The sequence below is a fragment of the Ochrobactrum sp. Marseille-Q0166 genome (assembly GCF_014397025.1).
GTDB lineage: Bacteria > Pseudomonadota > Alphaproteobacteria > Rhizobiales > Rhizobiaceae > Brucella.
Map to the genome: position 1 here is coordinate 160,896 of NZ_JACJUO010000001.1, position 22,254 is coordinate 183,149.

Here is a 22,254-nt window from a genome sequence, read left to right on the forward strand (position 1 = left end):
GGTGCTCACAAGTTTCCGTCATGATCTATTCTCCGCCGAAAGGATGAACATGAATATTCCAAGTGCCGCGAATGAAGAGAAATCATCTCCGTCCACTTCCCATTCATCGGCGACCCCTAAAGTTGTTCCATTCAGTCAACCACGTCCGATATCCGCTACTGTAAGCTTCGATAGACATGAGCTCGGCAAGATTCTCAATATTTATGGCCGCATGGTCGCAACCGGTGCCTGGAAGGATTATGCAATCGACCATCTGGCAGACAGGGCTGTGTTTTCGATTTTTCGCAGAGCCAGTGAAGTGCCGTTGTTTCGTATTGAGAAAAGCCCGAAGCTGGCTCAAAAGCAGGGAGCCTATTCGGTAATTTCGGCTAGCGGTCTGATCATGAAACGCGGTCATGAGCTTGAACGCGTGCTTCGCGTTTTCGACAAGAGCCTGAAGCTTGTTGGTAACTAAGTCAGAGGCATAGGTCCCGGATCAACCGAGCAGCCACCATTGAGCGGCAGTTGCATAAGAACAGTATCAAGCCAGCGGCCATGCTTGAAGCCTGATCCCTGAATACGTCCGCTATGGATATAGCCCAGGCTCTCATGCAGTTTCACAGAGCCTATATTGTGCTCACCATCGCCGATTACTGCCAGCAATTGCCTGAAGCCCAATGCGGTTGCGCGCTTGATCAATTCCCCCAGCAGAAGCTTGCCAATCCCCTGCCCCTTCGCATCGGGTGCGATATAGATCGAATCTTCTGCAAGCCAGCGATAGGCCGGTCGTGTGCGAAAATAGCTGATATAGGCATAACCCAGCACCAGCTCGTTCTCTTCTGCGACAAGAATTGGAAAGCCCTGTTCGACAAATGTATCGAAGCGTCGTGTCATTTCCTCAACAGTGGGCGGTTCGATCTCGTAAGAACCGGAACCATTCAGCACGGCCTCGGTATAGATCATCGTGATGGCTTCAATATCAGTGGGCTGGAAATCGCGGATATGGGGCATGACAGGGCGAGGACTCAGTTGAATTTTCACATTTACCATGACTCGGAGCTTCGGGCTTGAAAAGCAAAAAGGGCAGCGTTTCCGCTGCCCTTTTGTATTGTTCGTTCAGTACTTTCTCAGCACGTTTTACCCCAAAACCGGTTTGCGCTTTCGGGAAACATGCTCTTAGTCACGGTTGCCCATGAACTGAAGCAGGAACATGAACATGTTGATGAAGTCGAGGTAAAGACGCAGTGCGCCCATAACGACCTTGCGGCCCTGCGAATCCGCAGAATCACCTTCAAAGTACATTTCCTTGATCGACTGTGTGTCATAAGCGGTCAAACCTGCGAAGATCAGAACGCCAATCACCGAGATTGCAAACTGAAGCGCGGTGGAGCCGAGGAAGATGTTAACGACCGAAGCGATGATCAGACCGAACAGGCCCATCATCAGGAACGAGCCCATTGCCGAGAGGTCACGTTTGGTTGTGTAACCATAAAGCGACAGCGCGCCGAACGAAGCAGCCGTTACAAAGAAGGTGCGAACGATGCTCTGACCGGTATAAACCAGAAAGATGGAAGACAGCGACAAACCGACGAGCGCTGCATAACCCCAGAAAACGGCACTGGCGGTTGAAACCGACAGACGCTCAATGCGGAAGCTCAGGAAGAAGACTGCAGCAAGCGGCGCGAGCATAACGACCCAGCGCAACGGCGAACTATAGAGTGCGGCACCAAGCGAGGTGAGCATTTTACCATTTGCGAGCTGTGCCACAGCCGCAGACGGATCGGTTGTGGTTGCCAGCGATGAGACAGCCAAAGCAGCAAGGCCGGTAACAACCAGACCAATTGCCATCATGTTGTAGACACCCAGCATATAGCTGCGGAGGCCCTGATCGATGTCGGCACCAACCCGAGCGCCACCTACCGGCCTCTGCTGTGCCTGAATATTGCGAAAGTCAGCCATGACTTAAATCCTTTTGCGTTGTCCCGTCCGGTGTCGAGGTCAGGCTCTTTTCGAACCACTCCCAGGCGCCGCTGGCGGGACCCCAGCATGCCTGCGTTTATTATGGGGATTTTAAACCTCTCACACAAGTACTACTTGAAAAAAATCGTGATAAGACGGCTTGAAATCCGAACCGCATTATCCATGCGATCCAAGGGCTTAAGCAAGTTAAGGGCGCAACATTACAAATGCTTCATAAGGTTCGAAGCACATTTGCTGGCTTCTGACCCAGCACGCGCCATGTACCGGCCAGACCGAATCCAACAGTCAAAACGAGAGCGACCCCCACAGTCATAAGTGCAACATCAGGCAGGAACTGCGCCTTCAGCTTCATGACTTCGACCACAACATACCACCCAGCAATACCGCCGGCGACCAGCGCGAACAGGGCTGTCGCAAGGCCCAGAAGCATATACTCGACGATATAGGCTGCAATCAGCGTGCCACGCGTGGCACCCAGCGTTTTCAGCACAACCGCATCGTGAACACGGGCACGGTTGCCGGCCGCCAGAGCGCCGCCAAGCACCAGAACAGAAGCTGCAAGAGCGATGGACGCTGCAGCCCGAATTGCCGTTGCAAGCTGGCTGATCAGATCATTCGCCACATCAAGCGCATCAGTCACACTGACGGTCGTCACCGCTGGCCATGTTTTTGTAACCTGTTGCAGAACATCGGGTGCCAGATTCTTCTGACCATCAGGAATTGTCAGTGTTGCAAGCCATGTGGCAGGCGCACCGGCAAAAGTGTTTGGCGAGAACACCATGACGAAATTCATCGCCAGCGTTTCCCACTGCAACTGCCGGAAGCTTGCAATCTTTGCATTGATGTTGCGGCCAAGCACATTAACGGTAACCGTATCGCCAAGCTTAAGCCCAAGTTCCTTGCCTTCACGCTCAGCGAAAGAAACAAGCGGCTCGCCGGAGTAATTTTCCGGCCACCATTGGCCTTCCGTCAGCGTCGAATTTTCCGGAACTTTGTCAGCAAAGGTAATGCCACGATCGCCGCGCAGTACCCAGGCTGCTTCCGGTGGAATGGTCATGTCACGAATATTGGTGCCGTTAAATGCGACGATACGACCGCGCAGCATCGGACCCGAAGTGAGTTTACCATCCGGGACAATACCGCTCACAAGCTTGGTGAAATCACCGATGTCATTGTTCTGGATATCGACAAAGAAAAAGTCCGGAGCCTGTGCCGGAATATTCTCCGTTACCTGACGGCGCAGATTGCCATCAATGAGCGCAATCGCCACCATCAATGTGAGGCCAAGTCCAAGCGAAAGAACCACGGATGGTGTCAGCGCGCCAGGTCGATAGATATTGCCAACCGCAAGCCGAACCGCTGTCGAACGCGTACGCGGCGCGCGACGTGCCAGCCAGCGGATACCGTCGGCGACCAGCCGTAAAACACCAAAGGCAGCAATAGATGATACGATGAATATCGCAGCAATCCGTCGATCATAAGCGACGTAAAGTGCCAAGCCTGCCAAAGCAGCAATTAGCAAAACAGCGAGCGTTAGATAAAGTAGCGGCGGTAAACCACGTTGTTCAAATCCCTGTTCGCGAAATAGAGCCGTTGCCGGAATTTCACGCGCGCGGCCGAGCGGAATAATCGCAAAGGCAAGCGTTGTGATGAGACCGAAGACCGCCGCCAAGGCGAGCGCTTGCGGAAAGAAGCCGCCACCACCCGCAACGGGCAGGTAATTGGCGAGCGCCAAAGCGGCTGCATATGGTATGATCGCGGCAAGCACCAGACCAAGTAGGATGCCGATCAAGCCGATAACCATGATCTGCACGAGATAGACCAGCACCGCGAAACGCGCCGGTGCCCCCAATGATTTAAACGTCGCGATCACGCCGCGCTTGCCATCAAGATAGGCACGCACGGCATTGGCGACACCAACACCGCCAACAATAAGTGCAGTCAGGCCGACCAGCGTGAGAAATTGCGAAAAGCGCTCGATATTTGCGGTTAACGCAGGCGCTGCATTGCTGCGCGAACGGATATTCCAGCCTGCATCCGGAAAGTCTTTCATTGCGCGTTCGCGCAATTGCACGATTGCGGAATCGGGTGCACCATCCGGCAATGCCACCTTATAGATATGGTCAACCAGGCTTCCGGGCTGGATCAGGCCGGAAGCGCGAAGGCCATCCATCGAAACCAGAAAACGCGGCGCGAAATTAAAACCCGACGACAGAAGGTCGGGTTCGCTTTCGATCAATGCACGCAGCTCAAACGTTTCAGAGCCAAGCAGTACCTTTGTTCCGAGCTGAACGCCCATGCGGTTAAGAAAATCCTGACTGACGGCAGCACCATAGGCTCCATTCTGCTGCTTTGTCATGTCATCAAACGAAAGCTGTGGCGTCGTTTTTAGCGTACCGTAAAGAGGATACGCGGCATCCACTGCCTTCACTTCAACCAGCGACTGGTCCGACCCGTCCGGCTGACGTGCCATGGAGCGCATGGTGGCGCTCTCGGCAACCTTGCCCTGCTGGTCTATGAAAGCACGTTCCTCGGCACTTGCCTCGCGCTGATTAAGTGCGAAGCTCACATCGCCGCCAAGAATGCTTTGACCTTCGGCTGCAATGCCTGTGCTGACCGAACGCGCAACAGAATTCACGCCACCAATCGCTGCGACACCCAACGCGATACAGGCCAGAAAAATGTAAAATCCCGAAAGCCCACCACGCATTTCTCGCAATGCAAAGCGGAGAGCGAGAGAGAAGGAAGCAAGCCCGTTCATTGGCCAGCCACCGCTGTTTCAAGCGCAGGTTGTTTTCCTGAATGCTCTTCGATACGGCCCGAACGCACAGGAATTTCCTGATCACAACGCGCAGCCAACGACGGATCATGCGTTACCAATACCATGGTCAGACCGTTTTCACGCTGCTTGGAAAACAGCAGGTCAGCAATCTGGCGACCGGTTGTCGTGTCGAGATTGCCGGTCGGCTCATCAGCAATCAGGATTTTCGGGCTTGGCGCAAGCGCACGGGCAATCGCCACGCGCTGCTGCTCGCCACCCGACAATTCGGATGGATAATGCGTTAGACGCTCACCAAGACCAACAGCGCGCAATTCACGTTCGGCCACTTCGAAGGCATCACGCCGACCGGCAAGCTCCAGAGGGACGGCGACATTCTCCAGTGCCGTCATATTCGGAATGAGATGGAACGACTGAAACACGATACCGATATTGGCACCACGAAAAGCGGCTGCCTGATCCTCGGTCATTTGACTGATGGTTTTACCGGCAATATTGACCGTTCCCTGATCAATATGCTCAAGACCGGCAAGAACCATCAAAAGTGTGGATTTGCCCGATCCCGACGGTCCAACGATGCCAACAGACTTGCCTTGGGTAATTGAAAGCGAGACGCCTTTGAGTACATGGACGGATGATGCCGCATGCCCCAGGGTCAGATGAACATTCTCAAGCTCTATGATCGGGGCATGATTTAGCGAAGTCACCTGTTCCGTCACGCGTTTTTCTTCCTATATGAATATTCAAGAGCCAGAGCACGCCACAAAATTGAACTTGTTTTGCGCCAGAAATTGACGAGAAGTCCTCCGGGCGATTTGCCCACCTTGCTAGATATGGGTTGCTAACGATGCGTTTCAAACTCTCGATCCCGGTATGGCTGTCGATTTTTGTCATAGCTGCGTCTTTTATTGTTACCGTTGCGCGTGCGCAGGAAGAGCCAACCGGTCTTGAAGATGCATTGCCAACTGAACAGCTTGCACAGGTGAAAATCGTAGGCTTCGGTGATAGTCTGATGGCTGGCTATCTCCTGCCTTCTAACGCGGCCTTTCCGCAGCAGCTTGAAAAAGCGCTCGATGACAAAGGCTATGAAGTTAGCATTGAAAATGCCGGCGTATCAGGTGACACCACAACCGGCGGGCTTGCACGCATTGACTGGTCGATCCCTGATGGAACGGATCTCGTGATTCTCGAACTCGGTGCCAATGATGCGCTGCGCGGTATTTCGCCCGACATTACCGAGAAAAATCTCGATGAGATGCTGTCACGCCTTAAGACACGGGGAATCTCCGTTATCCTTGCAGGTATGATGGCACCACCCAATATGGGCAAGGATTACGCCGAGAAATTCAATCCGATTTACCCCAAGCTCGCGCAAAAGTATGGCGTGCCGCTTTATCCTTTTTTCCTTGATGGCGTTGCCACGCAAAAAGGACTTTTGCTCGAAGACGGAATGCATCCCAATGAAAAAGGCGTGCAAACGATGGTTTCCAATTTCATGCCAGTCATCGAGAAAACCCTGAAAGCTGAACAAAAGACGGGGACATCTGGCAACTGACCTAACAGTCAAGCATAAACAGCTTGCTCAAGAACGCGAAGAATGATTCGCTGAGAATTGTATCGGTGAGGGAAAAAGATTCGCTTTTCTGATGATCGATGCACAGGCACTCTAACTCAGAGCGTCCTCCCGTGGTTTAGGCCACACGACGCTCTGGCGCAGAACGATTCGAGGAGGATGCTTTATGCCGCGTCTCTTTACTGCCCTCGAAATCCCGCGCGACGCCGCGCTATCGCTCTCGTTATTGCGAGGCGGCCTCCTCGGTGCGCGCTGGATTGATGTCGAAAACTACCACATAACCTTGCGTTTTATCGGAGATGTGGAAGGCCATGTGGCCGACGAGGTTGCCAATGCGCTTGATCGCGTGCGGCGCCCCGAATTCATGATCAACCTGTCAGGTGTCGATGCTTTCGGCTCCAAGAAGCCCCACAGCATCTATGCAGGTGTATCCCCTTCACCAGAGCTCAACGCATTGCAAGGCGAAATCGAGCGTATTTGCCAGCGGCTTCGCATTCCCGCCGATCCGCGCAAATTCACCCCTCATGTGACTTTGGCACGGTTGAAAAATCCACGCATTGACGATGTCGTGCGCTATCTTTCATCGCGCGGCAATTTCTCGACAGTGCCCTTTAAAGTGGCTCGTTTCGTGCTGATGTCCTCACGCGATTCTGTCGGCGGTGGGCCCTATATTGTCGAGGAAGCTTGGCCCTTGGTTCCCGCATTACGCCAGAATTGGTCAACCAACGCATTTGAAGAGGCCAGTACCATGCGGTAAACCTTTTCGAAATCCCCGATATCCCCATAGTAAGGATCGGGGATTTCAACGGCTTTACCTTCCGCAATTTCGGTAAAAAGCCCGATACGAGCGCTTGCGTTCGCAGGCTGTCTCTGAGCGATCATGCGCATATTGTAGCGATCCATTCCGAGAATGAGATCGAAACGCGTAAAGTCGCCTGACGTGAGCTGGCGGCAGCGCTGACCGGAAATATCAAGGCCATGCCCGGATGCAACCCGGATAGAACGATCATCAGGCGCTTCGCCGGTATGGTAGCCATTTGTGCCTGCAGAATCGATCAGCACATGATCAATGTGACGCTCTGTCAAAACCTGGGCCAATACGCCTTCCGCAAGCGGAGAACGGCAGATATTGCCTGCACAGACAAATAGAATACTGTTCGGGGCTGACTGGGTCACGGAACTCTCGCGGCTATGATAAGTTAGAGCTGAATAACCAACAACATAGGCAAAAGACAATGGCACGCAACCGGCTGAGTGAGAACGAACTAAAACTGGCACTTAGCAAACTTGAAGGTTGGCAGAAGGCTGACGACCGTGAAGCGATCAGCAAAACTTTTAAATTCAAGGACTTTAGCGAGGCTTTCGGCTTCATGGCCCGAGCAGCGCTTTATGCCGAAAAGCTCGACCACCACCCCGAATGGTTCAATGTCTACAATCGTGTCGATGTCACGCTTGCAACACACAGTGCCAACGGAATTACAGAACTTGACATAAAGTTTGCAATCAAGATGAATGCACTTTTCTCTAATCAAACCTTTGAAATATAAACAAAAATTATCTTCTTTTGAAAATTAAAGCTCCCATCTCGATTTCGCGCAATATAAGGTAGAACCTTAGTAAGATCTACGCAATCACTCCAGATCTGGCCAAGCATGCCACCGTCGATGCTACGGATAAACACATCCCCTACCGAAATAGCAGAATGAAATATATGCCCAGCTTTCAGGTCGTAAAAGCCAATGGCGCGCCCGTAAGGCAGCGATGAATAGCCGTTCCACAATTCTCCGGCCCGGAAATTTAGCAAGGGTATCCAGTTCTGCCCGGATGTACCACGTAAAGTGTGCTCGGAGATGCTGGCACCAAGTAAAAAACGCATATAAGCCGTGACATCATAACAGATGCCGTCTTTAACATCGATATTAACCTGATCTCCAATATCCTGCGCAGCTGCGAGTTGATGACCGCGATAGAACTGGGTTGACCGGTCGCTGCGGACAAAATTTTCGCCATAACCAGTTAATTGCATCGAAAAGCTCCACTCAATCAGATCGTCGTTGGAGCATCGTGCGTCCTTTCGGAACCACAAGATTCGCCCTAACTATTTGATTATAAAAATCTTTCTTTACAAAAATCGATTCCGATTTTTTCGCTGACGCGCTAGCCGATAACGGGCCAACATGCATATTCCGCTGATTTGGCCGTCTCGGTGTAGCTGATGGTTCTGGCAGGGGCAGTCGAGGTGTAAAACTTGAAAGCGATCAAAAATAATACCATCTTATTGTCGTCATGGCCCTCTATCTGGCTGACAGGAGTTTAACTGATTATGGATCGCACCAAGATTGATGATATCCTTGAACCCGGAAGTGAACGCGACCATCAAAAGCGTAGTGAACGGGTGAAACAGGGTTTCTGGAAAACCGCGCGTCGTGCCGGACGCATGGTTCCATTCATGGATGAGGTCGTTGCGGCTTATTATTGTGCGCTCGATGAGAAAACTCCGACACGCGTTCGAATGACGCTCATGGCAGCACTGGCCTATTTTGTGCTGCCTTTCGACATTGTTCCCGATATGCTGGTCGGCATCGGCTTTACCGACGACATAGCAGTGCTCATGGCGGCTCTGACTGCTGTGCGCACGCATATCACGCCAGCACACAGAATTGCTGCGCGTGAGGCGATGCGTGATGAGGGTGAAACTGCCTGATATCGCCACTCGATTTCACAGATTTGTTATGGAGCAGCCGAAGCTAAGATTGCGCATGGAAGCAATATGACAAACTCTTGCCGCTTTCTTTTGGATGAAGTTGGCAACGGGATTGCGGGAACTCAGGTTCAAAGCCTGGTACACTCGTTCAAGTTTTCTTTCAAAACTTCACCGTTTAGTAACCCTGATTAAGGCACATTAAGGGTCACCAAACGGGACGGCGTATTGAACGGCGATATCCCGGTATTCGACTTTGAAGCAAACGAAAGAGAACCGGTAAAAGACCATGCTTGGAAAATCGATTGTCGCGGCTTCGGTGTTTACAATTGCAATGGCGGGTTCGGCACTCGCGCAGACACCGACCCCGATTAAGCAGTTCGACGCCTGGGGCGCATATAGCTACCAGTCTGGTAATGGCAAGGTTTGCTATGTCCTGTCTGTTCCAACACAGAAAGCGCCCGCCAATGTCGATCATGGCGACAACTTCTTTATCGTGAGCCAGAAGCCTGGGCAGAATATCACTTTTGAGCCGCAGTTTATGGCTGGTTATGAGCTGAACACGAATCCGGCTGCCAAGGTGGTCGTCACCATCGGCAATCGTAACTTCAACATGTTCGTCAACGGTAAATCCGGCTGGATGGAAAATGCCGCTGAAGAGCCGCAGCTCATCGCAGCTATGCGCGGTGGTGCGGACATGAAGGTGCAGGCGCAGTCAAAACGCGGCACCAAGACCAATTACACCTATTCCCTCAAGGGCATTTCGGCAGCACTCGCAGCCATTCAGAAGTGCAAATAGGCCGATCGGTTTACGCTGAATTGTTAAGCCGGAGCTCCGCTCCGGCTTTTTTTAATCAGACAAGCATCATACTGCATAACAGCCAAGCCCATACTGCGGGATGACTGATTGAATATTGTGTGCTATGAGCGCGCACACCGGGCTCGCATTTCAGACGAATGAGCCCATATATCCATGCAACAGATCGTGTTTACCGGCGCGCTTTATGCGGCGTCCTCAACAGTTGAAAACATATGTCCATTTCGTTCGACCTGACCATTGATGATACGCGCGACCAGCTTGCCCGCCATGTGCGCGCAAATATTGAGCAGAAGCCATCGCTCATCGGCATGTCTCGTGAAGAAATGGCTGATGCACTGATCAAGGTTGGCGTTTTGCCGAAGCAGGTCAAGATGCGCATTGCGCAGCTCTGGCATTGGCTTTATGTGCGCGGCGTTTCCGACTTTGCCGATATGCGCAACATTTCCAAGGATTTGCGCGCTCTGTTGGCGCAGCATTTCACCATTGCACGCCCGGAAGTGGTTGAAGAGCAAATCTCACAGGATGGTACGCGCAAGTGGCTGTTCCGCTTTCCGCCACGCGGAGCCGGACGCCCTGTCGAAATCGAATGTGTCTATATTCCTGAAGAAGGCCGTGGCACGCTGTGCATTTCATCTCAGGTGGGCTGCACTCTGACCTGCTCTTTCTGTCACACCGGCACACAGAAGCTGGTACGTAATCTGACATCAGAAGAAATTCTGGCGCAGCTTCTGACCGCGCGTGATCGTTTGGGGGATTTCCCGGAAACCGATACACCGGATGGTGCCATCGTACCCGCAGAAGGCCGTAAGGTCACCAACATCGTGATGATGGGCATGGGGGAGCCGCTTTATAACTTCGAAGAAGTGAAAAAGGCTTTGCTCATTGCGTCAGATGGCGATGGGCTGGCGCTCTCGAAGCGTCGTATCACACTTTCGACCTCTGGTGTCGTGCCGGAAATCTATCGCACCGGCGAAGAAATCGGCGTGATGCTGGCAATTTCACTCCATGCTGTTCGCGATGAGTTACGCGACCTTCTGGTGCCCATCAACAAAAAATATCCGCTGGAGCAGTTGCTCAAGGCTTGCCGCGAATATCCGGGCCTGTCAAATGCAAAGCGCATCACCTTTGAATATGTGATGCTGAAAGATATCAATGACAGCATGGAAGATGCCAAGCTGCTGGTTAAGCTTCTGAAAGGCATCCCGGCAAAGATCAATCTGATCCCTTTCAATCCATGGCCCGGCACCAACTACCAGTGCTCGGACTGGGAACATATTGAACGCTTTGCCGATTATGTGAATGCGGCAGGCTATGCTTCACCGATCCGCACCCCGCGTGGTCGCGATATTCTGGCAGCGTGTGGTCAGCTGAAGTCCGAATCCGAGCGTATGCGCAAGACAGAACGTCTGGCGCTTGAAGCCATGATGATTGCCGGGCATGGTGATTAATTAACGGAGACGAGGCACGGTTGACCGATACATTCGATTACATCATGCGGTTTGTTGTTATTGTTTTTGGTTATTGTATCGCCGTTTTAGCAGCGGGCTTCTTTCTCGCGGCCATTCTGTATAGCCAAATCGATGTGCTTGGCTATGCGCTGTCAGATCCGTTTTTTGAGGATGTATTCACTGAAATTCGCGATGCCTGGAATATGACCGGGTTTTACGCCGCGATTCTCGTGGGCGGGCCGGTGCTTGCCGTTATGGCAGGTGGTTTCAGCTTTTTCCCGGCGATGGGTTTGATTGTAATCGGTGAAGCACGAGGCTGGAAATCATCGCTGCCTTATTGCATCGGCGGTCTGCTGATCGGCCTGATGGCAATGGGAACCGGTTCTCTTTTTGCGTTTCAGGATCAACAGTTAGCGCCCAGCATAGTGCTCATGACCGGCACCTTTGCCTGCTCAGGCGTTGTCGGCGGCTTCTTGTACTGGCTGATCGCCGGAAGAAATGCCGGGCGATTTTTAGTTCGTCCGGTTGATTAATCTTACTTTGCCTGTGCGGTGATGATCTTCAGTGCGAACGCTGAGAAAATGCCCGCAAAAAGCCAGTCTACAATCCGCGTGACTGTCGGGTTCTTCTTCAGAAGGCCTGCAAATTTGTCGGCTGCTATCACCATCGGAATGGTGAAGGGCAGCGCCAGCGGGATGAATGAAAGGCCAAGGAAGAACAGTTTTCCCATGGCGTGAGGATCATGTGCCGATACGAACTGCGGAAGGAAGGTCATGTTGAACAGAATGATCTTTGGATTGAGCAGATTGATGCCAAGACCAGTTGCCCAGTTCTGAAACAATGTATGCTTTTTGCCGCCATTCTTTTCCGGCGAAAATGCCGACCCCTTGCGGATGGCCTGCACAGCCAGCCAAACCAGATAAAGCGCACCGACGGTTTTCAACACCGTGAAGGCTGCGGGCGATGCTATGATCAGCGCGGACAAGCCAAGCGCCACCATGCTCGTGTGAAATACGATCCCGGTACTGGCACCCGCCATACACGCAAAGCCTGCAGCCTTTCCTTCCGACAAAGCGCGACCGACGAAAAGCGTCATATCCGGGCCGGGCGTGATGGATAAAATTGCAGTTGCGATCACGAACTGGACGAAGATGGTCCATTCAGGAACAAAGGTCAGGTTTGTCAGGAAAGACATCAAAAGAGACTCCGGGAATTCGCGGCAAGCTAACGCGAATACAATCTGGCCGCCACAGCTTTCTTTCATCCTTTTTGATAAGTGTTGAGCATCCGGCTTGCGCACGGCTTGGCAACTGATAAAAGAACTGCAACATCCTGTTCTACGGCCCTTTGGGCCATCATCGCATCTCAGACGGAAGTGAACTATGAGCAAGCTGAAAGACGTTAAAAAGGTCGTTCTCGCCTATTCGGGTGGTCTCGACACCTCAATCATCCTGAAATGGTTGCAGACTGAGCTTAACGCAGAAGTCGTCACCTTTACCGCCGATCTTGGCCAGGGCGAAGAGCTTGAACCTGCACGCAAGAAAGCGGAAATGCTCGGTATCAAGGAAATCTTCATTGAGGATGTGCGCGAAGAATTCGTGCGCGATTTCGTCTTCCCGATGTTCCGCGCCAATGCCGTCTATGAAGGCGTCTATCTGCTCGGCACCTCGATTGCCCGTCCGCTGATCTCCAAACATCTCATCGATATCGCAAAAAAGACCGGCGCTGACGCCATTGCACACGGCGCGACCGGCAAGGGCAATGATCAGGTTCGCTTCGAGCTTTCCGCCTATGCGCTGAACCCGGACATCAAGATCATTGCGCCATGGCGCGACTGGTCGTTCAAGAGCCGCACCCATCTGCTGGAATTTGCTGAACAGCACCAGATTCCTGTCGCCAAGGACAAGCTTGGCGAAGCGCCATTCTCTGTTGACGCCAACCTGCTGCACTCCTCTTCTGAAGGCAAGGTTCTGGAAGATCCGGCAATCGAAGCGCCTGAATATGTGCATATGCGCACCATTTCACCGGAAACCGCCCCGGATACACCGACCATTATCAAGATTGGTTTTGAAAAGGGTGATGCGGTTTCGATCAATGGCGAACGTCTTTCGCCTGCAACTTTGCTTGCCAAGCTTAATGATTATGGCCGCGACAACGGCATTGGTCGCCTTGACCTCGTTGAAAACCGCTTCGTCGGCATGAAGTCGCGCGGCGTCTATGAAACGCCGGGCGGCACGATCCTGTTGGCGGCCCACCGCGCCATCGAATCGATCACGCTCGACCGTGGTGCAGCACATCTCAAGGATGAGTTGATGCCGCGCTATGCAGAACTCATCTATTACGGCTTCTGGTTCTCGCCGGAACGCGAAATGCTGCAGGCCGCTATCGACCTTAGCCAGCGTCACGTCGAAGGTGAAGTCACGCTGAAGCTCTATAAGGGCAATGTGATTGTGATCGGTCGTGAAAGCGACAAGTCGCTTTATTCCGACAAGCTCGTCACCTTTGAAGACGATCAGGGCGCATATGACCAGAAGGACGCAGCCGGCTTCATTAAGCTCAATGCACTTCGTCTGCGCCCCCTCGCTGCACGCGACCGCCGCTAAGCTTTTTAAAACACGGCAAAAGCCCGCCTTCCGGCGGGCTTTTTATTTTAAAAAAGGACATGGCTGTGCTTCTTTATCTGGCGATGCCCCTTTGCATTTTCCTCGGAATTTATCTGCTGATCCGCTGCATTTCCATTCTTTGGCGCATCATCATGCCAGCGATCCGGCATCGCTTTAAAGCGGACATTAAGCCGTATGTCTTTCATTTACCCAAGGCCGGGCGATACACCCTCAGCATCGTGTTTCCACCGCTGACGATTATTTCGGGAACAGCTTACTTCTCCGCGCAATTTGCAATCAAGGAACACGAGAGCGGCGCAGCAATCGCCTATCGCTCGACAAGCCGTTCTCTGCTCGGTGTCAGACGCACGGATATGCGCGGCTATGCTTCTCATGCCCTTGGCAATTTTGAATGCATGAAGCCCGGTGATTACGCGATAACCTGTCTCACGCCTGAAAAAATCCGGCCAGAATTTCAGCTGAAAATATCGCCCTATGTTTCGTTTCTGAAGCTGGTGCCTGTAATCTTAGGAACGATTCTCGCAAGCGGAATGATTGTTGGCGGGACGATCATGCTTATCCTTTTGCTCGCTGGCAAAATCGGATGATCTTCACACTGCATGACCGATTGACGCGAGCATCTTTTCTTCGCCTGGGCGTAGGGTCAGGACGCGCACGCCATTCGACGTGACGGCCACTGTATGTTCAAACTGGGCTGACAATTTTCCATCGCGCGTCACCACTGTCCAGCCGTCTTTTTCGGTCTTTACCTTGGCTGTGCCCTGATTAAGCATCGGCTCGATAGTGAACACCATCCCTTCCCGCAGACGCGCGCCTGTACCGGGTTTTCCAAAATGCAGAATCTGCGGTTCTTCATGCATTTCGCGGCCAATTCCATGGCCGCAATATTCGCGCACCACGCTATAATCATGACGCTTTGCATGGCGTTCGATAGCATAGCCTATGTCACCGAGCGTCGCACCGGGTCGCACGGCAGCAATCCCCTTCCACAGCGCCTCATAGGTTACGCGGACCAGACGTGAAGCGAACGGAGCGACTTCACCAACCATATAAGTCTTGCTGGAATCAGCGATATAACCGTTCTTCTCCAGCGTAATGTCGAAATTGATAATTTGGCCATTGGCGATTGTTTCATTATCGGATGGCATACCGTGGCAAACGACTTCATTCTGAGAGGCGTTTAACACATAGGGAAAATCATATTGGCCTTTGCTGGCCGGGCGTGCCTGTAGCTCGCGGGTGATATAATCTTCGACCAGATCATTGACCTGCATCGTGGTCATGCCAGCAAGCGGTGTACGGTCGAGAAGCGTAAAAACGGAAGCCAGCAGCGCACCGGAAACTGCCATCTTTTCCACCTCGGCAGGTGTTTTGATCATGATGTCTGCACCGCCAGAACCGGAAGCTCGACTTGTGCCGCACGCAACTGCATCTGCACAATTTCATTGAACGACATTTCCGGATTTGCCTGCGCCAGCATACCGATTTTCATCCAGTATTCGGCCTGTGCATTGATCGATCGGCACATGACATCGCTTGCCTTACGCAGTTCCTCATGCAGTTCATCACCAATTTTAACGATACCCATAGCGCCTTCCACTGAAATATACGAAACATATATAAACCGTATATATGTCACAAGCAAGATCAGCCAATTTCAGCCTGCTGTTTAAATCAGTTGCATTTAATATGGCGCCATACTATATGGCGACGTATGGAAATAATCGAACAAAAACACGATGCTCTTTTAGGCGAACTGGAACGCCGTCATAGCCCATTTGTGAATGCGCTGAAGACCTGCTTTGAGGTGCTGTCGCTGGCGGCAGCCATTGATCGCGATTGCGCAAACAGGCTTGCGCCCCACAAGCTTTCCGAAGGCAAGTTTATTCTGCTGTTTCTGTTGGAGAATTCGCCCGACGGTCTCTCGCCGCACGAGCTTTCAGAACGCGCTGGCGTGACACGCGCAACCATTACCGGTTTGCTGGATGGCCTGGAACGTGACGGTTTTCTCATGCGCCATGCAGACACACAGGATCGCCGCAAGCTCACAGTCAGGCTCACACCAGATGGCGCACATCTGGCAAAACAGCTTTTCGATCAGCATACCGCATGGATTGCGGGCCTGATGAGCGATCTGTCAACCGGTGAGCAGCAGCTGTTAAGCACCCTGTTGCGCCGCATCTGGAGCCGCACCGATGCGGGCCAGTCTTTTAAAATCACTGAAACCCTAAGGGATATGACATGACCTATTACCTGGCAGAGCTTTATTCACCCAAAACAAGCTGGCTGACACTGGATGCAAAAGGCAGGCAGGCTTTCTTTGAAAAGGTCGGCGCCGGGATGGGAGGACTTGCGGCGGCTGGCATCGAAGCTTTGGCTTTAGGCCCAGTTGACGCGACGAAACCCTATGCACCAGAGCAAAGCTTCTTTGCTATCTGGCGTTTTCCGGATGAGGCAGCGCTGGATATGCTGATTGCCGGAATCACTGCCACCGGCTGGCATGATTATTTTGACACCCTCAATGCAGCAGGTGTCGGCACCGATCTTGGCGGCCATCTCGCCCAACTGGCGGGCGTGCCTTTCAAAGAAGCCGCCTGATCTGATAAAGCATGACTACAGCAATGCTTCCTTTTTGGGGGCATTTTTATTATCCACATTTGCTCACAGCTGATCCCGCTTGACTCTTGGCGGAGTCGATTCAATACTGGAACATAAAGTGAACAAATAGCATTCCAGTAAAAGCATAAAGTGGCTTGCGTCTGGAATCGCATCCTTACAAACACAGGGTTTTGAACGTGAGCGGCATCGACATCACGGCGTTGCGGCGCATGGTTACGGCCATCGAAGGCAATGCCTCACAGGCGAGTTTTACAGGCGAGACAGCAACAGGCTGCGGACATGCCGGCAGTTTCACGCTCGGCCTTGCCGGAGCTGATGATGCTTTTCCGCATGGCCTGCGAGGCGATGCGCTGCATGAGGTTTTTGCTGAAAACCCCGGCGCACATATGGCCGCGACCGGCTTTGCGCTGGCAATGGCTTTGCGTGCATCCCCTTCAAGAAGACCCATTATCTGGATTGAGGAAGAAAGCGCCTCAAGCGAATATGGCGGGCTTTATCCACCGGGGCTTCATGCCTTCGGAATCAATCCGTCACGGCTACTGATCGTACGCTGCCCCACCGCACAGGATGTTTTGAAAGCATCAAATGATGCGCTTGAAGAGGCAAGCGGCAAGGCTTCAAATCTCATTTCCGGCATCGTCGCCTCGGTGGCCGGCCAGCCGAAATGTCTTGACCTGACCGCCTCGCGTCGCCTGCTTCTGGCAACCGAAACCGCGCATTTGCCTGTCATCCTGCTCAGGAGCCACCGAACAGGCGTGCAGAGCGCTGCCGTCAGCCGCTGGCGGGTGGCACCTGCCCCCTCCCGTTCCAGCGGCGCGAATGCACCCGGAAAGCCGGTCTTTTCCGCAATTCTGGAACGGAATCGACACGGCACCTGTGGGCAATGGATTATGGAATGGAACAATGAAACCTTCGAATTTGGAGCAGCACAACGGGACGACGGATCGCGTGTTCCTCGCCCTCTGGTTTCCGTTTCTGCCGACCGACCGGCTTCACAGCAGCATTCGGCATGACGGCCCAGAAAAATTGCCGCTTGTCGTCACCGAGCGCACGGCCAATGCGCTGCGTCTTACAGCTGTAGACGCCAAGGCTGCAAAACTCGGCCTTTTCCCCGGCATGGCGCTGACTGATGCGCGGGCGCGGGTGGAAAAGCTTGACGTGGCAACAGCCACACCGGAACGCGATGCGGCCCTGCTCAAGCATCTTGCCCATTGGTGCGAACGCTACACACCGCTTATAGCTTTTGACCCGCCGCATGGGCTTATGCTCGACATCACCGGCTGCGCACATCTTTTTGGCGGACTTGCCGCCATGCGTGAAGACGCAATAATGCGGATTGAACGAACTGGTCTCAACGCACAGGCAGCGATTGCCGATAACAGTTTTGCCGCACGGCTGCTGGCCCGCGGAACCCGAGGCGGTGTTTTCAGCAAGTCTGAAGCCGACCGGCTGTTGCCGCGCCTTCCTCTCTCCTCGCTTGAACTTTCCGAAGCCGCCGAGACAGGCCTCAAGCGGGCTGGGCTGAAACGCATTGGCGATGTGATGGCGCTGCCCCGTTCGGCGCTCACTGCGCGTTTTGGAACCGACCTTGCCACCAAGCTTAACCGGTTGGCACGACAGGAGCGCACACCGATTTCGCCTTTGCGTATCGTGCCGCTCAACATTGCCGAACGCCGTCTCTCCGAACCAGTGACAGCCATGGAACTGGTCGAACATATCCTGCAGGAATTGGCGCAGGAGCTGTTTGCCCTTCTTGAAATCGAGGGCAAAGGGGCGCTTCTGATCGAAGCATCCTTCTTCCGTGTCGATGGTGAGGTGCGCCATATCCGTATCGAAACCGGTCAGCCCTTGCGTGAAAACCGGGTATTTCTCAGACTGGCGCGGGAGCGGCTCAAGGCTCTCACCGATCCGCTTGATGCCGGCTTTGGCTTTGACATGATCCGTCTGGCAGCACTTCGCAGCGGAGCAATTGTCCAGCGCCAGACAGGGCTTGATCAACATGAAGAAGATGAGGCTGGCTTCAGCCAGTTGATCGACCGGCTTTCGGCGCGACTGGGGCAGGAGCGTGTGCTGGCTTTTTTCTCGCGCAACACGCACATTCCCGAACGTGCTTTTGGCCTGCGCCCTGCCCTGCACATGAGCAAGAGCGAAGGCGACTATGAAACCATCCCAACACTTCCCTATGATCCGCCCGCGCGACCCATCAAACTGTTTCGCCCACCGCAGCCAATCGAGAGTATTGCGGAAGTGCCCGACAGTCCGCCTTCATTTTTCCTGTGGCGACGCGTGCGCCATTATGTTCGGCTTGCCGAAGGGCCGGAACGGATCGAGCCGGAATGGTGGCTTTCCATCGGCCATAATGTGCCGCAGCTGCGCGATTATTACCGCGTGGAGGATGATAACGGCCAGCGCTTCTGGATTTTCCGCGAGGGACTTTATAACGGTTCCAATCATCCACGCTGGTTTTTGCATGGGCTATTTGCGTGATGTCCTGTTATTTTGAAATGGCGGTGGCCAGCAATTTCTCCTTCCTCTCCGGTGCATCGCATCCGCAGGAGCTGGTCTTGCAGGCCCATGCACTCGGACTTTCAGGCATCGGTATTGCCGACCGAAACACGCTGGCCGGTGTGGTTCGCGCCCATGCAGCATGGAGGGAGTTTAGTGACAAATGCGACTTTCGCCTGTTCATCGGCTGTCGCTTGTCCTTCATCGATGGCACGCCGGATATGGTGGTCTATCCGCGTGATCGCGCCGCTTATGGTCAATTGTGCCGCCTGCTGACGGAGGGCAAGCACCGTGCTTTAACCAAGGGAGAATGCCATCTCGAATGGGGTGATCTGCTGTTTCGGGCGCGACAATTTCAGATCGCAGTCTTTGCCCCCGACGAAGATGAGCCGGAGTTTGCCGCACGTCTGACAGAGATTTCACAGGCCGCTCCCGGTTCAGTCTGGCTGGCGCTGACCATGCCGCATCAGGGTCATGACGGACGCCGCGCAGAGCGCATCGCACGCTTTGCCGCGGCAGCAAATGTGCCGCTGCTCGCCACCAATGATGTGCTTTATCACCATGTGGATCGGCGTGCCTTGCAGGATGTGCTGACGGCAACACGGCATTACACAACGGTTTTCGCGGCAGGGCAATTGCTTGAAAAAAACGCCGAGCGGCATCTCAAACCACCCCATGAAATGCTGCGTCTGTTCCGCAATTATCCGGCAGCGATTGAGGCCACCGCTGCTTTCGTGGCACCCATCACCTTCAGGCTCGATGAACTGAAATATGATTATCCTGATGAGCCAGTGCCGCCCGGCAAGACACCGCAACAGCATTTGCATGATCTGACATGGGCGGGCGCTGCCAGGCATTATGGCGCGGACAACATACCACCAAAGGTGCAGGGACTGATCCGCAAGGAACTAGCTCTCATTGAGCAACTGCAATATGCGGCTTACTTTCTCACCGTCCATGACATTGTGAACTTTGCCAAGAAAGAAAAGATTCTGTGTCAGGGACGAGGATCAGCAGCCAATTCCGTTGTTTGTTTTTGCCTTGGCATAACGGGCGTCGACCCGGCAGAAGTGGATCTTCTGTTTGAGCGTTTCCTTTCTGTCGAACGCAAAGAACCGCCGGACATTGACGTCGATTTTGAGCATGAGCGGCGCGAACAGGTAATGCAATATATCTATGATCGCTACACGAGAGACCGTGCGGCGATTGTCGCGACCGTCATCAGCTATCGCTCGCGCAGTGCCATCCGCGATGTCGGCAAGGCGCTGGGCTTGACCGAGGACGTGACGGCTGCACTTGCCAACACAGTCTGGGGCATATCGGGCGGCGGCATCGACAAGCAGCATATCCGGCAGGCAGGACTTGATCCCGATAATCCCATCATCCGGCGTGCGGTCGAACTGGCGCTGGAGCTGATCGGCTTTCCCCGCCACCTTTCGCAGCATGTGGGCGGGTTTGTACTGACACGTGACCGTCTGGATGAGACTGTGCCAATCGGCCCGGCTGCAATGGAGGATCGCTCGTTCATCGAATGGGACAAGGACGACATCGACGAAGTCGGTCTGATGAAAGTCGATGTGCTCTCACTCGGTATGCTCACCTGCATCCGCAAGGCTTTCGACCTCATTCATGCGCACAAGCCGCATCTTTATGGTGGCGATAAGCTGACGCTCGCCACTCTGCCGCGTGAAGACAAAGCCGTTTACGACATGCTCTGCAAAGGGGATTCGCTTGGTGTGTTTCAGGTGGAAAGCCGCGCACAGATGAACATGCTGCCGCGTTTGCGTCCTCAAGAATATTATGACCTTGTCATTCAGGTCGCCATTGTACGCCCCGGCCCTATTCAGGGGGATATGGTGCATCCTTATCTGCGGCGGCGAAGCGGACAGGAAAATGTCACATATCCCTCGCCTTCGCCCGAATATGGCGAGCCAGACGAGCTACGAAAAATTCTGGAAAAGACCAAAGGCGTGCCGCTGTTTCAGGAGCAGGCCATGCGCATTGCCATTGAGGCCGCGAAATTCACGCCAGATGAAGCCAATCTGTTGCGCCGTGCCATGGCGACCTTCCGCAAAATGGGCACCATCCACACCATGGAAACGAAGATGATCGATGGCATGGTCAATCGTGGTTATGATCGGACCTTTGCCGAGAATTGCTTCAACCAGATCAAAGGGTTCGGTGAATATGGCTTTCCGGAGAGCCATGCCGCAAGCTTTGCGCATCTGGTGTATATTTCCGCATGGATTAAATGCCATCACCCGGAGGTGTTTGCCGCGGCTCTGCTCAACTCGCAACCCATGGGTTTTTATGCGCCAGCGCAGATCGTGCGCGATGCACGCGAGCATGATGTGAAAGCATTGCCTGTCGATGTGAATTTCAGTCAGTGGGACAATATTCTGACAGAAACGCAGGACGGGAAACTTGCGCTTCGGCTCGGCTTTCGTCAGATCGACGGGTTTTCCGAGCGCAACGCCAAGCTCCTTATTGCTGGCCAGCATGATCCTTATCGCAGCATTGAAGACATGCACCGCCGCCTGCGGCTGGACCGGCGCGCATTCACTCTCCTCGCTGATGCCGATGCTTTCGGCTCACTCGACATTGACCGCCGTGCCGCATTATGGGCCGTGCGGCGTTTACCCAATGATGAAACATTGCCGCTGTTTTGTGCCGCCGAAACAAGCGAACTCGCAGAAGAACCGCGCACGAAACTTCCTGAAATGGCTGCTTCCGAACATGTGATTGCCGACTATGAAACGACCCGGCTCTCGCTCAAAGGTCATCCGCTGCAATATCTGCGTGAAAGGCTAACAGCGGAAGGCGTTTCCACCTGTCGGGCCGTGCAGCAAAGCAAACAGGGAATCCGCATGAAAGTTGCAGGCATCGTCACCGTGCGCCAGCGTCCCGGCAGCGCCAAGGGTGTGGTGTTCCTCACCATTGAGGATGAAACGGGTATTGCCAATATCGTCGTCTGGCCAAAGATCATGAAGACCTTCCGCCGCGAAGTGATGGGGGCACGGCTTATTCTTATTGATGGGCAGGTTCAGCGCAGCCCGGAGGGGGTCGTACATCTGGTGGCGGCAAAAATTCAGGATCGTTCCGCTACACTCATTGAGATGAGTGGGCGCGAACCGCAAAGGCTCATTGCGCCCTCACAGACGACCGCACGTCACCCACGGAATGTGAAGATCATGCCGAACTCACGCGACTTTCATTAGGATTGAGG

Annotated in this window: 24 protein-coding genes; 15 read left to right on the top strand and 9 right to left on the bottom strand. The window is 53.5% G+C overall.

Going from position 1 to position 22,254, the window contains the following annotated elements:
• Window positions 1–49 precede the first annotated feature (49 nt).
• Window positions 50–454, top strand: coding sequence for a DUF2794 domain-containing protein (locus H5024_RS00710; RefSeq protein WP_187543530.1), 405 nt, complete (start codon window positions 50–52; stop codon window positions 452–454).
• Here H5024_RS00710 and H5024_RS00715 read toward each other — a convergent pair.
• The 4 genes from H5024_RS00715 to H5024_RS00730 form a co-directional block, all read right to left on the bottom strand.
• Complete coding sequence (locus H5024_RS00715) at window positions 451–990, bottom strand: GNAT family N-acetyltransferase (protein WP_187546475.1); 540 nt, start codon at window positions 988–990, stop codon at window positions 451–453. The two genes, H5024_RS00710 and H5024_RS00715, sit on opposite strands and share 4 nt — an antisense overlap.
• Window positions 991–1,155: 165 nt before the next feature.
• The gene (locus H5024_RS00720; protein WP_187543531.1) at window positions 1,156–1,938 is read right to left on the bottom strand and encodes a Bax inhibitor-1/YccA family protein; all 783 of its coding nucleotides are present in this window, start codon (window positions 1,936–1,938) and stop codon (window positions 1,156–1,158) included.
• Between the two features lie 232 nt (window positions 1,939–2,170).
• Window positions 2,171–4,720 carry an ABC transporter permease gene (locus H5024_RS00725; RefSeq protein WP_187543533.1) on the bottom strand — a complete coding sequence of 850 codons (2,550 nt, stop codon included), beginning with the start codon at window positions 4,718–4,720 and terminating at the stop codon, window positions 2,171–2,173.
• Window positions 4,717–5,445 carry an ABC transporter ATP-binding protein gene (locus tag H5024_RS00730; RefSeq protein WP_187546477.1) on the bottom strand — a complete coding sequence of 243 codons (729 nt, stop codon included), beginning with the start codon at window positions 5,443–5,445 and terminating at the stop codon, window positions 4,717–4,719. The genes H5024_RS00725 and H5024_RS00730 overlap by 4 nt, the downstream gene beginning before the upstream one ends.
• Window positions 5,446–5,585: 140 nt before the next feature.
• On the opposite strand from H5024_RS00730, the gene H5024_RS00735 reads away from it, so the two are divergent.
• Entirely contained in the window at window positions 5,586–6,293 is a 708-nt protein-coding gene (locus H5024_RS00735) for an arylesterase (RefSeq protein WP_187543535.1), read from the top strand.
• Window positions 6,294–6,477: 184 nt separating this feature from the next.
• Window positions 6,478–7,068 (top strand): RNA 2',3'-cyclic phosphodiesterase, encoded by a 591-nt coding sequence (gene thpR / locus H5024_RS00740; protein WP_187543537.1) that lies wholly within the window; start codon window positions 6,478–6,480, stop codon window positions 7,066–7,068.
• Here the strand turns inward: thpR and H5024_RS00745 are convergent.
• Window positions 6,978–7,487, bottom strand: coding sequence for a low molecular weight protein-tyrosine-phosphatase (locus H5024_RS00745; protein WP_348770672.1), 510 nt, complete (start codon window positions 7,485–7,487; stop codon window positions 6,978–6,980). The genes thpR and H5024_RS00745 overlap by 91 nt on opposite strands.
• A 59-nt stretch (window positions 7,488–7,546) precedes the next feature.
• On the opposite strand from H5024_RS00745, the gene H5024_RS00750 reads away from it, so the two are divergent.
• On the top strand, window positions 7,547–7,858 hold the full coding sequence (locus H5024_RS00750) for a 4a-hydroxytetrahydrobiopterin dehydratase (RefSeq protein WP_187543538.1): 312 nt from the start codon (window positions 7,547–7,549) through the stop codon (window positions 7,856–7,858).
• Here H5024_RS00750 and H5024_RS00755 read toward each other — a convergent pair.
• Entirely contained in the window at window positions 7,840–8,337 is a 498-nt protein-coding gene (locus H5024_RS00755) for a hypothetical protein (protein WP_187543539.1), read from the bottom strand. The two genes, H5024_RS00750 and H5024_RS00755, sit on opposite strands and share 19 nt — an antisense overlap.
• Before the next feature lie 297 nt (window positions 8,338–8,634).
• Between H5024_RS00755 and H5024_RS00760 the strand changes: the two genes are divergently transcribed.
• The 4 genes from H5024_RS00760 (at window position 8,635) to H5024_RS00775 (ending at window position 11,813) form a co-directional block, all read left to right on the top strand.
• A complete protein-coding gene (locus tag H5024_RS00760) occupies window positions 8,635–9,015 on the top strand; it encodes a YkvA family protein (RefSeq protein ID WP_187543541.1) in 381 nt (126 codons plus the stop codon).
• A gap of 286 nt (window positions 9,016–9,301) precedes the next feature.
• Window positions 9,302–9,811: an invasion associated locus B family protein gene (locus H5024_RS00765; RefSeq protein WP_187543542.1), complete on the top strand. Its 510-nt coding sequence runs from the start codon at window positions 9,302–9,304 to the stop codon at window positions 9,809–9,811.
• Window positions 9,812–10,044: 233 nt separating this feature from the next.
• Complete coding sequence (rlmN, locus tag H5024_RS00770) at window positions 10,045–11,280, top strand: 23S rRNA (adenine(2503)-C(2))-methyltransferase RlmN (protein ID WP_187543543.1); 1,236 nt, start codon at window positions 10,045–10,047, stop codon at window positions 11,278–11,280.
• A gap of 20 nt (window positions 11,281–11,300) precedes the next feature.
• Complete coding sequence (locus H5024_RS00775) at window positions 11,301–11,813, top strand: hypothetical protein (RefSeq protein ID WP_187543545.1); 513 nt, start codon at window positions 11,301–11,303, stop codon at window positions 11,811–11,813.
• A gap of 2 nt (window positions 11,814–11,815) precedes the next feature.
• Here the strand turns inward: H5024_RS00775 and H5024_RS00780 are convergent, their stop codons facing one another.
• The gene (locus H5024_RS00780; protein ID WP_187543547.1) at window positions 11,816–12,475 is read right to left on the bottom strand and encodes a LysE family translocator; all 660 of its coding nucleotides are present in this window, start codon (window positions 12,473–12,475) and stop codon (window positions 11,816–11,818) included.
• Between the two features lie 187 nt (window positions 12,476–12,662).
• On the opposite strand from H5024_RS00780, the gene H5024_RS00785 reads away from it, so the two are divergent.
• A complete protein-coding gene (locus tag H5024_RS00785) occupies window positions 12,663–13,883 on the top strand; it encodes an argininosuccinate synthase (protein WP_187543549.1) in 1,221 nt (406 codons plus the stop codon).
• A 59-nt stretch (window positions 13,884–13,942) separates the two neighbouring features.
• Window positions 13,943–14,491, top strand: coding sequence for a hypothetical protein (locus H5024_RS00790; RefSeq protein WP_187543551.1), 549 nt, complete (start codon window positions 13,943–13,945; stop codon window positions 14,489–14,491).
• 3 nt (window positions 14,492–14,494) lie between these two features.
• On the opposite strand, the gene map is transcribed toward H5024_RS00790, so the two are convergent.
• A complete protein-coding gene (gene map / locus H5024_RS00795) occupies window positions 14,495–15,283 on the bottom strand; it encodes a type I methionyl aminopeptidase (RefSeq protein ID WP_187543554.1) in 789 nt (262 codons plus the stop codon).
• Complete coding sequence (locus H5024_RS00800; RefSeq protein WP_187543556.1) at window positions 15,280–15,492, bottom strand: ParD-like family protein; 213 nt, start codon at window positions 15,490–15,492, stop codon at window positions 15,280–15,282. Before H5024_RS00800 ends, map begins: the two co-directional genes overlap by 4 nt.
• A 126-nt stretch (window positions 15,493–15,618) precedes the next feature.
• On the opposite strand from H5024_RS00800, the gene H5024_RS00805 reads away from it, so the two are divergent.
• From H5024_RS00805 to H5024_RS00825, 5 genes are all read left to right on the top strand, one after another.
• Window positions 15,619–16,149, top strand: coding sequence for a MarR family transcriptional regulator (locus H5024_RS00805; protein ID WP_187543558.1), 531 nt, complete (start codon window positions 15,619–15,621; stop codon window positions 16,147–16,149).
• Window positions 16,146–16,502, top strand: a complete 357-nt coding sequence (locus tag H5024_RS00810) for a DUF6616 family protein (protein ID WP_187543560.1) — start codon at window positions 16,146–16,148, stop codon at window positions 16,500–16,502. Before H5024_RS00805 ends, H5024_RS00810 begins: the two co-directional genes overlap by 4 nt.
• A gap of 197 nt (window positions 16,503–16,699) precedes the next feature.
• The gene (locus H5024_RS00815; RefSeq protein WP_187543562.1) at window positions 16,700–17,536 is read left to right on the top strand and encodes a hypothetical protein; all 837 of its coding nucleotides are present in this window, start codon (window positions 16,700–16,702) and stop codon (window positions 17,534–17,536) included.
• Window positions 17,472–19,010 carry a DNA polymerase Y family protein gene (locus H5024_RS00820; RefSeq protein WP_348770682.1) on the top strand — a complete coding sequence of 513 codons (1,539 nt, stop codon included), beginning with the start codon at window positions 17,472–17,474 and terminating at the stop codon, window positions 19,008–19,010. Before H5024_RS00815 ends, H5024_RS00820 begins: the two co-directional genes overlap by 65 nt.
• Window positions 19,010–22,246 carry an error-prone DNA polymerase gene (locus H5024_RS00825; protein ID WP_187543564.1) on the top strand — a complete coding sequence of 1,079 codons (3,237 nt, stop codon included), beginning with the start codon at window positions 19,010–19,012 and terminating at the stop codon, window positions 22,244–22,246. Before H5024_RS00820 ends, H5024_RS00825 begins: the two co-directional genes overlap by 1 nt.
• Window positions 22,247–22,254 lie beyond the last annotated feature (8 nt).

Coding starts and splice junctions, on each gene's coding strand:
- H5024_RS00710 (WP_187543530.1), top strand. CDS start 50: ATGAATATTCCAAGTGCCGCGAATGAAGAGAAATCATCTCCGTCCACT.
- H5024_RS00715 (WP_187546475.1), bottom strand. CDS start 990: ATGCCCCATATCCGCGATTTCCAGCCCACTGATATTGAAGCCATCACG.
- H5024_RS00720 (WP_187543531.1), bottom strand. CDS start 1,938: ATGGCTGACTTTCGCAATATTCAGGCACAGCAGAGGCCGGTAGGTGGC.
- H5024_RS00725 (WP_187543533.1), bottom strand. CDS start 4,720: ATGAACGGGCTTGCTTCCTTCTCTCTCGCTCTCCGCTTTGCATTGCGA.
- H5024_RS00735 (WP_187543535.1), top strand. CDS start 5,586: ATGCGTTTCAAACTCTCGATCCCGGTATGGCTGTCGATTTTTGTCATA.
- thpR (WP_187543537.1), top strand. CDS start 6,478: ATGCCGCGTCTCTTTACTGCCCTCGAAATCCCGCGCGACGCCGCGCTA.
- H5024_RS00750 (WP_187543538.1), top strand. CDS start 7,547: ATGGCACGCAACCGGCTGAGTGAGAACGAACTAAAACTGGCACTTAGC.
- H5024_RS00755 (WP_187543539.1), bottom strand. CDS start 8,337: ATGCAATTAACTGGTTATGGCGAAAATTTTGTCCGCAGCGACCGGTCA.
- H5024_RS00760 (WP_187543541.1), top strand. CDS start 8,635: ATGGATCGCACCAAGATTGATGATATCCTTGAACCCGGAAGTGAACGC.
- H5024_RS00765 (WP_187543542.1), top strand. CDS start 9,302: ATGCTTGGAAAATCGATTGTCGCGGCTTCGGTGTTTACAATTGCAATG.
- rlmN (WP_187543543.1), top strand. CDS start 10,045: ATGTCCATTTCGTTCGACCTGACCATTGATGATACGCGCGACCAGCTT.
- H5024_RS00780 (WP_187543547.1), bottom strand. CDS start 12,475: ATGTCTTTCCTGACAAACCTGACCTTTGTTCCTGAATGGACCATCTTC.
- H5024_RS00785 (WP_187543549.1), top strand. CDS start 12,663: ATGAGCAAGCTGAAAGACGTTAAAAAGGTCGTTCTCGCCTATTCGGGT.
- H5024_RS00790 (WP_187543551.1), top strand. CDS start 13,943: ATGGCTGTGCTTCTTTATCTGGCGATGCCCCTTTGCATTTTCCTCGGA.
- map (WP_187543554.1), bottom strand. CDS start 15,283: ATGATCAAAACACCTGCCGAGGTGGAAAAGATGGCAGTTTCCGGTGCG.
- H5024_RS00800 (WP_187543556.1), bottom strand. CDS start 15,492: ATGGGTATCGTTAAAATTGGTGATGAACTGCATGAGGAACTGCGTAAG.
- H5024_RS00805 (WP_187543558.1), top strand. CDS start 15,619: ATGGAAATAATCGAACAAAAACACGATGCTCTTTTAGGCGAACTGGAA.
- H5024_RS00810 (WP_187543560.1), top strand. CDS start 16,146: ATGACCTATTACCTGGCAGAGCTTTATTCACCCAAAACAAGCTGGCTG.
- H5024_RS00825 (WP_187543564.1), top strand. CDS start 19,010: ATGTCCTGTTATTTTGAAATGGCGGTGGCCAGCAATTTCTCCTTCCTC.